The following is a 12,928-nucleotide window of genomic DNA, read 5'->3' as shown; positions in this document are numbered from 1 at the left end:
AGCACAGATAACGGGGGCTGCGTGGGTTGGTGATTGCGGTTTCTGAGCTGATTCACGCCATGGCGAAGGGCTGCGGTGGACGCTGGCCCGGGGATGACCACCGTGTCGGCGCTGACAACGGGGCGTAGATATGGAGCGTTGCAGTTGCCCGTGATAGCATGAGTTCACTTCTAATGCGGGAATTAAACTCATGAAATGTAACTCACCTTTGTTGATGAATAAGCTGGAAGCGGCGCTGAACAGGTCAGACTTGACCATGTTGCCCAGTGAATTCCATGGCCTGATGACAGGCCTTGTCTGTGGCGGTATTCGTCTGGACAAGCGAGGGTGGCAGAAGAGTTTCCTGGAGCTGGCCAATGATGGGCAGCCTTTCAGCGGCGAACTCGAGCAGGTTATGAAAGAGGTTTACCGCTGCATCGACAATGGGTTGTCCGAGGATCCGGAGGTGCCGTTTCAGCCTCTGTTGCCGGATGAAGACGAAGCCCTGTCGGAGCGGTTGGAAGCGCTGATCGAGTGGATTCAGAGCTTCTTCCTGGGGCTGGCCCGGCTGCAGCCCTCTTTCAATACCGTCAAAGGTGAGCTGGGCGAGATGCTCGGCGATCTGCGTGAAATCACCCAGGTCGAGTTTGATGTGGAAGACAATGAGGAGAATGTCGAGGGCTTTTCGGTGCTGGTGGATCACGTGGTGGATACCTGCTGGAAATGCCTGCTGGAGTTCGGCACCCTGCCCGGCGATAAAACCCTGCACTGATAAATACAACAATGGAATAGGAATTCAGGCCCATGGAAATCAAGGATTTCGTTGCTCACAGACAACAGCTGCTGCAGGCCCTGCCTCAGGGCGGCGTGGCGTTGCTGTTTGCGGCTCAGGAGAGCACCCGATCCAATGATACCGAGTACCACTTTCGCCAGAACAGCGACTTCTTCTACCTGACCGGCTTCAATGAGCCCGATGCGGTGTTGATGCTTCGTCCGGGTCAGAGCCCGGAGACGGTGCTGTTTGTTCGCCCCACCGATAAGATGGCGGAGATCTGGCATGGCCGACGCCTGGGCGTCGATGCCGCCCCAGGAGAACTGGCGGTGGATGAGGCGTACGACATCGGTCAGTTGGCGGAGTTGTTGCCGGATCTGGTTAATGGCAGCGATACCCTGGGCTACCTGCCGGGCCAGTGTCCTCGTGGAGATGCCGTGGTGGCCGAGTTGCTGGCGACCCTGCGCGGCGGCAGCCGCCGAGGCCTGAAATCGCCGTCGCAGATGCTGGACCTGCGCCCGCAGTTGCATGAGATGCGTCTGCATAAGTCTGAGGCGGAAGTGGCGGTGATGGCCCAGGCCGGTGAGATCAGTGCCAAGGCCCACATTCGGGCGATGCAATCCTGCCGTCCCGGCATGTTCGAGTATCAATTGGAGGCGGAGATCGCCCACCACTGTGCCATGTTGGGGGCCCGTTTTATGGCCTACAACACCATTGTCGGCAGTGGCGACAACGCCTGCATTCTGCACTATACCGAGAACGAAGCGCCCATGGGGGACGGCGAACTGGTGTTGATCGACGCCGGTTGTGAATATCAGGGTTATGCGGCGGACATCACTCGCACCTTCCCCGTTAATGGTCGTTTTAGCGACGACCAGAAAGCGCTGTACAGCCTGGTGCTGGAAGCGGAGAAAGCCGCCATCGAGATGATTAAGCCCGGGGTCTCCATCAAGGATGCCAACCACAGGGTGCTGCAGATCATGGTGGGTGGCCTGGTGGCGCTGGGGATCATGGAGGGCGACGTCGAAACCCTGATCGCCGACGAGGCCTACAAGGCGTATTACATGCATGGCCTGGGGCACTGGATCGGCATCGATGTTCACGATGTGGGTGATTACCACAGCCCGGATCGCAGCCGTCCGTTGGAGCCTGGCATGGTACTGACCATTGAGCCCGGGTTGTATATTGGTCCCGATGCCGAGGTGGATCCCCGCTGGCGCGGCATCGGCATTCGAGTGGAAGACGATGTGCTGGTGACTGAGGACGGTCACCGGGTGCTGACCGCCTCGGTGGCCAAAGAGATCGACGAGATTGAGGCCATCATGGCCATGTAAAGGCTGCGGCGGTCATCGGCCGCTGTGGACGCACACTACGGACAGTACGTGATGGAACAGGTTGATATTGCAATTGTGGGTGGCGGCATGGCCGGCACGACTCTGGCGTTGGCCCTGGCGCGGCAGGAGTTTTGCGCTGCCGGCGAGGCGCCGCGTCGCTGGCGGGTGGCGCTGATTGAAGCCCAGCCGGTCAGTGACGATGACCATCCCGGCTTCGACAGCCGCGCCATTGCCCTCGCTTATGGCTCGGTGGAGCACTACCGGCAGTTGGGGCTGTGGCCATCCCTGGCCAGTGGCGCGGCGGCCATCGATACCATTCATGTCAGCGACCGCGGTCACTGGGGCCAGGTGCGGATGAGCGCCGCCGAGCAGGGGGTGGATGCCCTCGGTCAGGTGGTGGAGCTGGAGCGGGTCGGGCCGGCGCTGCACCGGGCGCTGGTTGATACTCAGGTGCAGGTTCATTGTCCGGAGCAACTGGTGTCGATGACGCAGCACCGGGATCACTGCGAGCTGACTCTGACCTCGGGCCAGGCACTGAAGGCGGGATTGGTGGTGGCCGCCGATGGCGGTTCGTCATTGGTTCGCCAGCAACTGAATCTGCCACTTCAGCGCAGCGACTATCAGCAGGTGGCGGTGATCGCCAATGTGCGCATGGCCGAGGCCGGCGCCACCGCTTTTGAACGCTTTACCGATGAAGGGCCACTGGCCCTGCTGCCGATGAGCGACGGCCGCTACTCTCTGGTGTGGGTACGCAGCCAGCTGCAGGCAGAGCGCATTTTGCAGCTCAGCGATGCGGCGTTTGCGGCCGAATTACAGCGTGCCTTTGGTTTTCGCCTGGGGCCAGTGGAGAAGGTGGGCAAGCGCGCCAGCTACCCACTGGTCCTGCAGCGGGTCTGCAAGCCGGTGCATCACCGGGTGGTGCTCATCGGCAATGCCGCTCAAACGCTTCACCCCATCGCCGGTCAGGGTTTCAATCTGGGTCTGCGCGATGTCATGACCCTGTCTCAGCGATTGGACCAAAGCCTGCAGCAGCAGGCGGATCCCGGTGCCTTCTCGGTACTGGACGATTACTGGTGCGCCCGTCAGGCCGACGTGGAACGCACTGTCAGCCTCACCAATGGCCTGGTGAAGCTGTTCTCTAACAACAACCCTGTGCTGCAGGTGGGTCGCAATCTTGGGCTGATGGCCATGGATTGGATGCCCACCCTGGCTCAGGGACTGGTATCCCAGACCATGGGGCAACGTTCGTCAGTAAGGAAAGCACAATGGTAATGGCTCAGTCGGTACAGGTCGCAATTGTCGGGGGTGGCATGGTGGGCATGGCCACGGCGCTGGGGTTGGCCCGGGCCGGCATTTCGGTGGCGGTGATTGACCGCGCTAAACCGGAGGCGGCCAGCGGTCCCTATGACGTTCGGGTCAGTGCCATCAACCGGGCCAGCGAGTTGTATCTGCGTCAGCTCGGTGCCTGGCAGCGGATGTCGCCGCAGCGGCTGTCGGCGTACACCGGCATGAAGGTGTGGGACAAAGACAGCATCGGCAACATCGAGTTTGATGCCAGCGATTACAACCAGCCGGATCTGGGCCACATCATCGAAAACCGGGTGATTGCCCATGCGCTGTGGCAGCAGGCGGAGCACGATGCCAACATCAAGTGCTTTTTCGGAGCACCGCAGTCGGTGGCCTTTGGCGAGCACGAAGCCTGGATCACCCTGGCCGACGGCGGCATGCTCAGTGCCCGGCTGTTGGTGGCTGCCGACGGTGCCAACTCCTGGTTGCGGCAGCAGCTCAATGTGCCGCTGAGCTTCCGCGACTACGGTCATCATGGCTTGGTGGCCACGGTGCAGTGCAGTCGTCCCCATGAAGGCATCGCCCGCCAGGTGTTTCTGCCGCAGGGACCGCTGGCGCTGTTGCCGTTGCCGAATCCCAACCAGTGCTCCATCGTCTGGTCACTGCCGCCGGAGCAGGCGCAGGAGTTGACCGAGTGTGACGCCGAGGCGTTTTGTCAGCGCATTACCCTGGCCAGCGAAGCGGCACTGGGTAAGGTGGAGGTGGTCAGCGATCGTCTGGCCATTCCGTTGACCATGCGTTATGCCTGGGACTTTGTGTTGCCACGGCTGGCGCTGGTGGGCGATGCCGCCCACACCATCCACCCACTGGCGGGCCAGGGAGTGAACCTGGGACTGGCCGACAGTGAGCATTTGGTGAGCGTGATCAAGGACGCGGTCGGCAAAGGACGGGATATTGGTGACCTGCGGGTGCTGCAGCGCTATGCCCGCCCCCGTAAAGCCGCGGCTCAGGAGATGATCGCCGCCATGTCCGGATTCAAGTGGCTGTTCGCAGGACAAGATCCTGTTAAAAAGGGCGTTCGCGACATCGGATTGGCGCTGGTTAACCGAATCCCTGGATTAAAGCGGAAGTTTATTGAGCAAGCCCTAGGGGTTGCCACCACCAACTTACGGTGAAATTGTATACAAACCAGAAGGGTTGGGTATAATGCGCCCAACCCCTAAATAGACCCTGATCACAAAAGGGCAAAAAGCCAGACAAGGAACACAGATGGCGAATCAAACCGTACTCTACGCTAAGCACCTGGAGTCCAATGCCAAGATGGTGGATTTCCACGGTTGGGAGATGCCGATCAACTACGGCTCCCAGGTTGAAGAACATCATCAGGTGCGTACCGACGCCGGCATGTTTGACGTGTCCCACATGACCGTGGTCGACATCACCGGTGCCGAGGCCAAACCCTTCCTGCGCAAACTGCTGGCCAACGACGTGGCCAAACTGACGGTGGCGGGCAAAGCCCTCTATGGTGGTATGCTCAATGAGCAGGGTGGGGTCATCGACGATCTCATCACCTACTACCTGAGTGACACCCATTACCGCATGGTGGTGAACTCCGCCACCCGCGAAAAAGACCTGGAGTGGATCGGTCGTCAGGCGGCCGGGTTCGAGGTGACGGTGTCTGAGCTGCCGGATCTGGCGATGATCGCCGTCCAGGGGCCCAAGGCGATCGAACGCACCGCCACGGTCTTGTCTGCCGAGCAACAGGCGATGGTAGAGGGAATGAAGCCCTTCTTTGGCGTGCAGGCCGGCGATCTGTTCCTGGCCACCACCGGCTACACCGGCGAAGCGGGCTACGAGATCATGGTACCTTCTGCACAGGCGGCGGATCTGTGGCAACAACTGCTGCAGGCTGGTGTCAAACCCGCAGGCCTGGGTGCTCGAGACACCCTGCGACTGGAAGCGGGCATGAACCTGTATGGTCAGGACATGGATGAAAGCGTGAATCCACTGGCGGCCAACATGGGCTGGACGGTGGCCTGGGAACCCCAGGAGCGCGATTTTATTGGCCGTGATGCCCTGGCTGGCGTCAAGGCAGAGGGAACCGACAAGCTGGTTGGCCTGGTGATGACCGACAAAGGCGTGCTTCGCAGCGGCCTCAAGGTGTTCTTTACCGATGCCGCCGGCGTTGAACAGCAGGGGGTCATTACCTCTGGCAGTTTCTCTCCGACTCTGGGGTACTCCATCGCCATGGCGCGGGTGCCTCGCAGTGTGGGTGAACAGGTCGAAGTGGAGATGCGTAAAAAGCGGGTAACGGTTCGCGTGATCAAGCCCAGCTTCGTACGTAATGGAAAACAAGCGTTTTAAGACACATTGATGGGGAAACACAACAATGAGCAATATTCCATCTGAACTCAAGTACACCAACTCCCACGAGTGGGTGCGTGCTGAGGGCGACAACGAGTACACCATCGGCATTACCGAGCACGCCCAGGAGCTGCTCGGTGACATGGTGTTTGTGGACCTGCCGGACGTGGGTGACGAAGTGAATGCCGGTGAAGACTGCGCCGTGGCGGAGTCGGTGAAGGCGGCGTCAGACGTCTACTCACCGCTGACCGGTGAAGTGGTCGCCATTAACGAAGAGCTGGAAGACGCCCCCGAGCAGGTCAACAGCGACCCGTTTGGCGACGGTTGGTTGTTCCGGGTGAAAATCACCGACGAGTCTGAGCTGGCCGGTCTGCTGGACGCAGAAGCCTACCAGACCGTGATCGACGACGAATAAACAACAATAAAAAAAGCCCCCGCAGAGGGGCTTTTGTCTTCTTATCTGTGCCGCGACCCTACCACGCTGGCAGAACAAGGATTTTGGATAATGAGCGAGCAGCAGTCTCTGTCCCAACTGTTTAACGGGGACGAATTTCTCCCCCGTCATATCGGCCCCACCGAACCGCAGCGCCACGAGATGCTGGCGGCCATCGGTGCCGACAACCTGGAGCATCTGACCGCCCAGATTGTCCCGGAAGGGATTCGCCTGCCTGGCCTGATGGGCATTGGCGAGCCGCAGCGCGAAGTGGATGCGCTGGCTACCCTCAAAGGCTTTGCCGAACAAAACCAGGTGTACACCTCCTACATCGGCATGGGCTACTACAACACCCATGTGCCCCATGTGATTCAGCGTAACGTGCTGGAAAACCCGGGCTGGTACACCGCCTACACCCCCTATCAACCGGAAATTGCCCAGGGTCGCCTGGAAGCGATTCTGAATTTCCAGCAGCTGACCATGGACCTGACCGGTCTGGATCTGGCGTCTGCCTCGTTGCTGGATGAGGGCACCGCCGCCGCCGAAGCCATGGCGCTGGCCAAACGGGTGTCCAAGAACAAAAAGTGCAACCTGTTCTACATCGCCGACAACGTGTTTCCGCAGACCATCGATGTGGTCGTCACCCGGGCCAAGCATCTGGGCATTGAGGTGCTGGTGGGTCCGGCGGCGGACGCGGCGGAGCACGACATCTTCGGTGTGCTGTTGCAGTACCCGGATCGTCATGGCCAGGTGACCGACTTCAGCCAGCTGGCGGCGGACGTGAAAGCCAAAAAAGGGATCGTCTGTGTGGCCTCGGATCTGCTGGCGTTGGTGAAACTGACTGCCCCGGCCAAACTGGGGGCCGATGTGGTGCTGGGCAGTGCCCAGCGCTTCGGGGTGCCCATGGGCTATGGCGGCCCCCACGCCGCCTTCTTTGCCACCCGCGACGCCTATAAGCGCTCCATGCCCGGTCGCATCATCGGTGTCTCCAAGGACAGCCGCGGTAAACCGGCGCTGCGGATGGCGATGCAGACCCGCGAGCAGCACATTCGTCGTGAGAAGGCCAACTCCAACATCTGTACCGCTCAGGTGCTGCTGGCCAATATGGCCTCCTTCTACGCCGTGTATCATGGCCCCCAAGGGCTGAAGCGCATTGCCGAGCGGACTCACCGCCTGACCACAGTACTGGCCCACGGCCTCAAGCAGGCCGGTGTGTCTGTTATCAACGACAACTGGTTCGACACCCTGAGTTTTGAGGTTGGCGACGCCGGGGCCCTGCAGGCCCGTGCCGATGCCGCCCGTATTAACCTGCGCCATGACGGTGAGGGTCGTTTTGGTGTCAGCCTGGATGAGACCACGACTTCGGCGGCGCTGCAGACGCTGTACGCGGTGATCATCGGCAGTGAGGCCCGGCTGGAGGTGGACGCCATCGATGCCGAAGTGGCCACGCCGCTGTCGCCACAACTGGTGCGGGTGGATGAGATTCTGTCCCATGAGGTGTTTAACGCCTACCACAGCGAAACCGAGATGCTGCGTTACATTCGCCGCCTCGAGGGTAAGGATCTGGCCTTGAACCACAGCATGATTTCGCTGGGTTCCTGCACCATGAAGCTGAACGCCACCGCCGAGATGTTGCCCATCAGCTGGCCGGAGTTTGCCAACCTGCACCCCTTCTGCCCGCAGGAGCAGGCGAAGGGCTACCGCGCCATGGTGGATACCCTGGCGGACTGGCTGGTGAAGGTGACCGGTTACGACGCCATGTGCATGCAACCCAACTCCGGTGCTTCCGGAGAATACGCCGGTCTGCTGGCGATCAAGGAGTACCAGGAGTCACTGGGCCAGAGCCATCGCGACATCTGCCTGATTCCCAGCTCCGCCCACGGCACCAACCCGGCGTCGGCGATGCTGGCCAGCCTGAAGGTGGTGGTGGTCGCCTGCGACAACAAGGGCAACGTCGACATGGCCGACCTCAAGGCCAAGGCCGAAGAGCACGCCGAGCGGTTGTCCTGCGTCATGATCACCTATCCCTCTACCCACGGGGTGTACGAAGAGACGGTACGCGAGATCTGCGACATCATCCACCACCATGGTGGCCAGGTGTACATGGACGGCGCCAACATGAACGCCCAGGTGGGCATCACCGCTCCGGGTTTCATCGGCTCCGACGTGTCGCACCTGAACCTGCACAAGACCTTCGCCATTCCCCACGGTGGCGGTGGTCCCGGCATGGGCCCCATCGGTGTTAAATCGCACCTGGCGCCGTTTGTCGCCGGTCACAGCATCGTTAAAACCGGCCTGGCGTCTGAGGACAACGGGGCGGTCAGTTCGGCGCAGTACGGTTCGGCCAGCATTCTTGCCATCAGCTGGATGTATATTGCCATGCTGGGGGATCGCGGTCTGGCGGAGTCCACCCAGGTGGCGATGCTGTCCGGGAACTACCTGGCCAACAAACTGGGGCAGCACTATCCGGTGCTGTACACCGGCCGTAACGACCGGGTGGCCCATGAGTGCATCATCGACCTGCGGCCGTTGAAAGAGGCCAGTGGCGTGACCGAGATGGACGTAGCCAAGCGCCTGATGGACTACGGTTTCCACGCGCCGACCATGAGTTTTCCGGTGGCGGGCACCCTGATGGTGGAGCCCACCGAATCCGAGTCCAAGGTGGAGCTGGATCGCTTCGTCGAGGCGATGGTCAGCATCCGCAATGAGATCGACAAGGTGCAGTCCGGTGAGTGGCCGGCGGACAACAACCCGCTGCGTAATGCGCCCCACACCCAGGCCGACATCATGGATTCCGGGTTCGATGAGCGACCCTACAGCCGTGAGCTGGCGGCCTTCCCGACCCAGGCTACCCGCGACAACAAGTTCTGGCCGACGGTGAATCGCATCGACGACGTATTCGGTGATCGCAACCTGTTCTGCGCCTGCGTGCCGATGGAGGCGTACCAGGACTGATTGCAGGGTTGATCACGTCATATCAAGTTGGAAACCGGTGATATGTAGTTGGAGACTGCAAATCAAGTTGGAAACTCTAATTTGAAGTCATAAAAAGAGCATCACGAAAGTGGTGCTCTTTTTTTATGAAGTTTATTTTAGCTGAGGTTTACACCTGCTCTTGATAATTAAAATTTATCTAGGAAGAATTTGATTAGCTAAATGCGGTAACGTAGCTGAACCTTTATGACTATTACGGCGACATTTCCAATACAAAAAAGGGGCTCAGAGGCCCCCAATTAAAATGCAATACAGTTATGGGCCCTTGCAGGGTAAACCCATAGGGAGCATCACTTAGCTTCCGTGTACCTTATCTACACCGTAGGTCTTACCTTCAGCATGACACGTTGCACAAGACTCTATAGGCAGATCGGCAGTTGTAGCCATATCTTCAAGCGTTGTCGCGCCATTGCTTCTGAAGTGTGCGTATGCGGCTGGATTTGCATGGGCGTGACATGAACGGCAAGCCTCTGCTACTGGTGAGATGAATGCATTGTCATCAACTGCAATCGCACGTTTACCAGAAGTTAGGCCACCGTCGTCAGCGAACAATTTAGCGTCTTCTTTATGACAGGCACTACAATCAGTCTGCACTGCGGGGTAGTTAACCAGTTCGTTATTGGCATCTCGATACATAACTGCACCGTTTGGTTGAGTCATGATGCCACTGTGTGCACGATGGACAACGGTAACCAAATCATGATTATTGAATTCGACATCCGGCATAGTTTCCCATACCGGCTCACCACTGTCATCAATACCAGTTTGGGTATACACATTTTTAAAGAAAGAGCCTGATTTTTTACTGTTATGACAGCTGGCACACTGGGTAAATGTAAGGTTACCATAATGATGATTGGTCAAATTACCGTGGCAAGTATTACAGCCATCTTCAGATGCTGTCATAATGTCTGGCTGACTTAAGCGGCCGATATTAGCCTTGCTACCATCAGCTTCGGCCAGGTTCCAATATAATGTTGGCATCGCCACGGAAATACGATTCTGATACTCACTCCCATCACATGCGGATAATTCGCCTGCTTTATCGTTACAAAGGAGAATGGATGATGTGAGATATAAACTTTCACCGTCGAGATCTAAATCACCAATTTTAGTTAAGGTAACCTTACCATCGATGTCAGCTTTCACTCCGTTAAGACTCATCTGGAATTTTTCCGTGATAAAACCTACCGAATCTACGGTTCCAACCATAATATCAGCAAGGTAACCGCCATGCTTCGATGGCATTGCATAATCAGTAAAATCAAACCCCTCGGCAACAGCTTGACCGTCAAACTTCACTTCCAAAATAACAGAGATTGAATCTACATCATCGATGGCAGCACCTTCAATGTAAGAGATATCGCTGACGTTGACTTCAAGCGCTGCGATGGCCGCTGCACGTTTTCCAATTTTATGGGCAATAGCAGGACTAAGATCGCCAGCACCATGACAAGCCATACACTGGCTATCATCAGCCTGGGCTAGGTTAAACTCTGAGTGACCTTCGCCAGTCTCGAAGTTCACCGCCATATGACAACCCACACACGCTTGGGCATAGATATTATCGTTCCAGCCCTGATCACTTTGGTGACAGCTAGTACAGTCAGCCAGATCATTGGGGGAACCAATGTTTCCGAACATCTCTAATGCTTCACCCGTTAGCGCACCCGATTCTGCATTATAAGCACCAGAGTGAATGGTATGAACCATAGGCCCAAAATCAATGTTAAATCCTAATTCTGTATATTCAGAGTCAGCGGCATTAGCAGGGTTATGGCAGGCGATACAGTTTTCAACCTGTTGATAATTATGATGTGCATCAATATTAGCGATGCGCTGATAACCTTCTCCATAGCCCGCAATTTCACTGTGACATTGAATACATGTCGCATTTGCAACTAAATCTTTTGCCGATATCGCTAGCTCTCCCGTTGCAGGAATAAAATCAACTGGAGCTGACAATACCTTGTCACTTATCTCGACACCTGAAGTATCAACCACATTGTAGGTCCGAACCATGACTCTGAACATGCTATTCGGATCGCCATCGGCAACCACTACAGGCGCATTACCATCATGCTCCCAAGTACCGGTATAAGTACCTGGGCTTTCAGCATCTTCAACCAAAGTACAGGCATCAACAACAGAACCTCCACGAGCGGTAGCTGTACCTTCAGGCGTACAATACATGCTCGAACCAAACTCATTGACTAACGCATTGTTAGACCACTGCATTGGCGCGCCAGTGACTGCGGTGTTTTCGCGCAGGTTTGTGACATAGAAGGCAACCTTGTCTAGGCCAACGAAAGGCACCATATCGCCCTTCGCATTCTTGCCACTTGCAGTAAATTTAACGGCAAATGGTTCGGTGCCTGTAACTACAATATCTGTTGGTGCTAATGTTAATACTAAGTCGGCAGCATCATCGACTGTATCGACAAATGAGCCAGCTGGTAAACCTTGCGAGCCAGGTAAACCTACACCACCGGTTACTCCATCGACACCATCTTTGCCATCGTCCCCACCACTACATGCGCTTAAACTGATAGCACTAGCGAGCGCTAATGCTAATACCGATACATTGGTTTTATTGTTCATTATCACACCTTTACCTTTTATTTATTCAAACTGCTGTTGCAGTGAAAGCATAATAAGATAAGCGATGAAAATTGTTGGAAATTTGTGCTTGGTTTGTGAAAGGTGATTATAGATGCATAAATCGCAATCCTGATAACCGAATTTCTCGATTTTAAAAAAATCAATGTGAAATCAATCAAACAAATAGCTCTCTGAGGAGGGTCAGTAATTCCTGCTTGGTGTCATTGTTGTAACGTCTGAGAGGCGAGAGTCTCTCCACTAGATGGACTCTGGGTTCCATGATAGAAGCATTAAATCTGGCAATTTCCTGCTGGGGTAACAACTCGCTTCTGAGTCCCAGCATGCAGTTGAGCTGGTCCTTTTCCGATGAAGGAGCAAAAGCCAGACTGTCTAAGGTCTGCAAGTGGGCGAACCACTCTTCAACATTAGCAGCCGCTTCTATGTTGTCTATGCAGATGCCCTGCTCACGGGCAAATTGTTCCAGGGGATCGATTCTATCGTTGAAGCCCTTGCCGACCTGATAAATAAAAGGATGGTTACAGATATCTTCGAGTCGGATATCTGGATAAGACTGCCAGATGGCGTGAGTTTCTTTGGCAACCATACACACAGAGCTATTATAACCGACTCTTTCGCAGGTCAGTTCGTTGATATCGTGTGCTCCGAAGGCGATCCCACAATCAAGCTCGCCCCTATAGATCATATTAAGCGTCCTATCATTCCAGGTATACAAACGCACAGGCCCCAGCCTCTGTTGTAATGTTTTATCGGCCAGTTTGAGCGCTAGGCTGTGCATCACTATAGGCTCCACTGCCAGTTTTAATATTGGCAGCTTTTCCTGGCTCGCTTTTTCAATCACAGTCTGTTCCAGACTGGTCACTGAATGGATCAACTGACATACTGGTTGATACAGCTTTTCGGCCAATGGTGTGGGCTTAAGCCCCTGCTGCCGTCGATAGAACAGCTCATCATCGAAGGCAACCCTGAGTGCACTGAGACTGCGGCTGATCTTAGATGCTGAAACCGCCAGTTTTTTAGCTGCAATATTGGCTTGACCTGTGTCGAAGATGATCTTAAATACGAGCAGACTGAAAAAATCGAGTTCACGGATCTTCTTTTTTAGGTGTGTGGTCATTGCGCTGAAATCTCTATACGGCTAGCATT

General features: G+C 56.2%; 9 protein-coding genes. 7 read left to right on the top strand and 2 right to left on the bottom strand.

Annotation, left to right across the window (positions count from 1 at the left end):
- The first annotated feature begins 190 nt into the window (after positions 1–190).
- From BLT77_RS10080 to gcvP, 7 genes are all read left to right on the top strand, one after another.
- Entirely contained in the window at positions 191–751 is a 561-nt protein-coding gene (locus BLT77_RS10080) for a UPF0149 family protein (RefSeq protein WP_090365148.1), read from the top strand.
- Positions 752–783: 32 nt separating this feature from the next.
- On the top strand, positions 784–2,085 hold the full coding sequence (gene pepP, locus BLT77_RS10075; RefSeq protein ID WP_090365147.1) for a Xaa-Pro aminopeptidase: 1,302 nt from the start codon (positions 784–786) through the stop codon (positions 2,083–2,085).
- Positions 2,086–2,136: 51 nt separating this feature from the next.
- On the top strand, positions 2,137–3,357 hold the full coding sequence (gene ubiH, locus BLT77_RS10070; protein ID WP_090365146.1) for a 2-octaprenyl-6-methoxyphenyl hydroxylase: 1,221 nt from the start codon (positions 2,137–2,139) through the stop codon (positions 3,355–3,357).
- Entirely contained in the window at positions 3,351–4,547 is a 1,197-nt protein-coding gene (locus BLT77_RS10065; protein WP_090365145.1) for an FAD-dependent oxidoreductase, read from the top strand. The genes ubiH and BLT77_RS10065 overlap by 7 nt, the downstream gene beginning before the upstream one ends.
- A gap of 94 nt (positions 4,548–4,641) precedes the next feature.
- The gene (gene gcvT, locus BLT77_RS10060) at positions 4,642–5,736 is read left to right on the top strand and encodes a glycine cleavage system aminomethyltransferase GcvT (protein ID WP_090365144.1); all 1,095 of its coding nucleotides are present in this window, start codon (positions 4,642–4,644) and stop codon (positions 5,734–5,736) included.
- Positions 5,737–5,761: 25 nt separating this feature from the next.
- Entirely contained in the window at positions 5,762–6,151 is a 390-nt protein-coding gene (gene gcvH, locus BLT77_RS10055) for a glycine cleavage system protein GcvH (RefSeq protein WP_090365143.1), read from the top strand.
- A gap of 90 nt (positions 6,152–6,241) precedes the next feature.
- Positions 6,242–9,124, top strand: a complete 2,883-nt coding sequence (gene gcvP, locus BLT77_RS10050; RefSeq protein ID WP_090365142.1) for an aminomethyl-transferring glycine dehydrogenase — start codon at positions 6,242–6,244, stop codon at positions 9,122–9,124.
- A gap of 333 nt (positions 9,125–9,457) precedes the next feature.
- Here the strand turns inward: gcvP and BLT77_RS10045 are convergent, their stop codons facing one another.
- On the bottom strand, positions 9,458–11,764 hold the full coding sequence (locus BLT77_RS10045) for an OmcA/MtrC family decaheme c-type cytochrome (RefSeq protein ID WP_090365141.1): 2,307 nt from the start codon (positions 11,762–11,764) through the stop codon (positions 9,458–9,460).
- Positions 11,765–11,939: 175 nt separating this feature from the next.
- A complete protein-coding gene (locus BLT77_RS10040) occupies positions 11,940–12,899 on the bottom strand; it encodes a LysR family transcriptional regulator (protein WP_090365140.1) in 960 nt (319 codons plus the stop codon).
- Positions 12,900–12,928 lie beyond the last annotated feature (29 nt).

Origin of the sequence: Ferrimonas sediminum, from assembly GCF_900100175.1 — a bacterium.
GTDB lineage: Bacteria > Pseudomonadota > Gammaproteobacteria > Enterobacterales > Shewanellaceae > Ferrimonas > Ferrimonas sediminum.
This window is presented reverse-complemented; position numbering and strand designations above follow the sequence as displayed.

Coding starts and splice junctions, on each gene's coding strand:
- BLT77_RS10080 (WP_090365148.1), top strand. CDS start 191: ATGAAATGTAACTCACCTTTGTTGATGAATAAGCTGGAAGCGGCGCTG.
- pepP (WP_090365147.1), top strand. CDS start 784: ATGGAAATCAAGGATTTCGTTGCTCACAGACAACAGCTGCTGCAGGCC.
- ubiH (WP_090365146.1), top strand. CDS start 2,137: ATGGAACAGGTTGATATTGCAATTGTGGGTGGCGGCATGGCCGGCACG.
- BLT77_RS10065 (WP_090365145.1), top strand. CDS start 3,351: ATGGTAATGGCTCAGTCGGTACAGGTCGCAATTGTCGGGGGTGGCATG.
- gcvT (WP_090365144.1), top strand. CDS start 4,642: ATGGCGAATCAAACCGTACTCTACGCTAAGCACCTGGAGTCCAATGCC.
- gcvH (WP_090365143.1), top strand. CDS start 5,762: ATGAGCAATATTCCATCTGAACTCAAGTACACCAACTCCCACGAGTGG.
- gcvP (WP_090365142.1), top strand. CDS start 6,242: ATGAGCGAGCAGCAGTCTCTGTCCCAACTGTTTAACGGGGACGAATTT.
- BLT77_RS10045 (WP_090365141.1), bottom strand. CDS start 11,764: ATGAACAATAAAACCAATGTATCGGTATTAGCATTAGCGCTCGCTAGT.
- BLT77_RS10040 (WP_090365140.1), bottom strand. CDS start 12,899: ATGACCACACACCTAAAAAAGAAGATCCGTGAACTCGATTTTTTCAGT.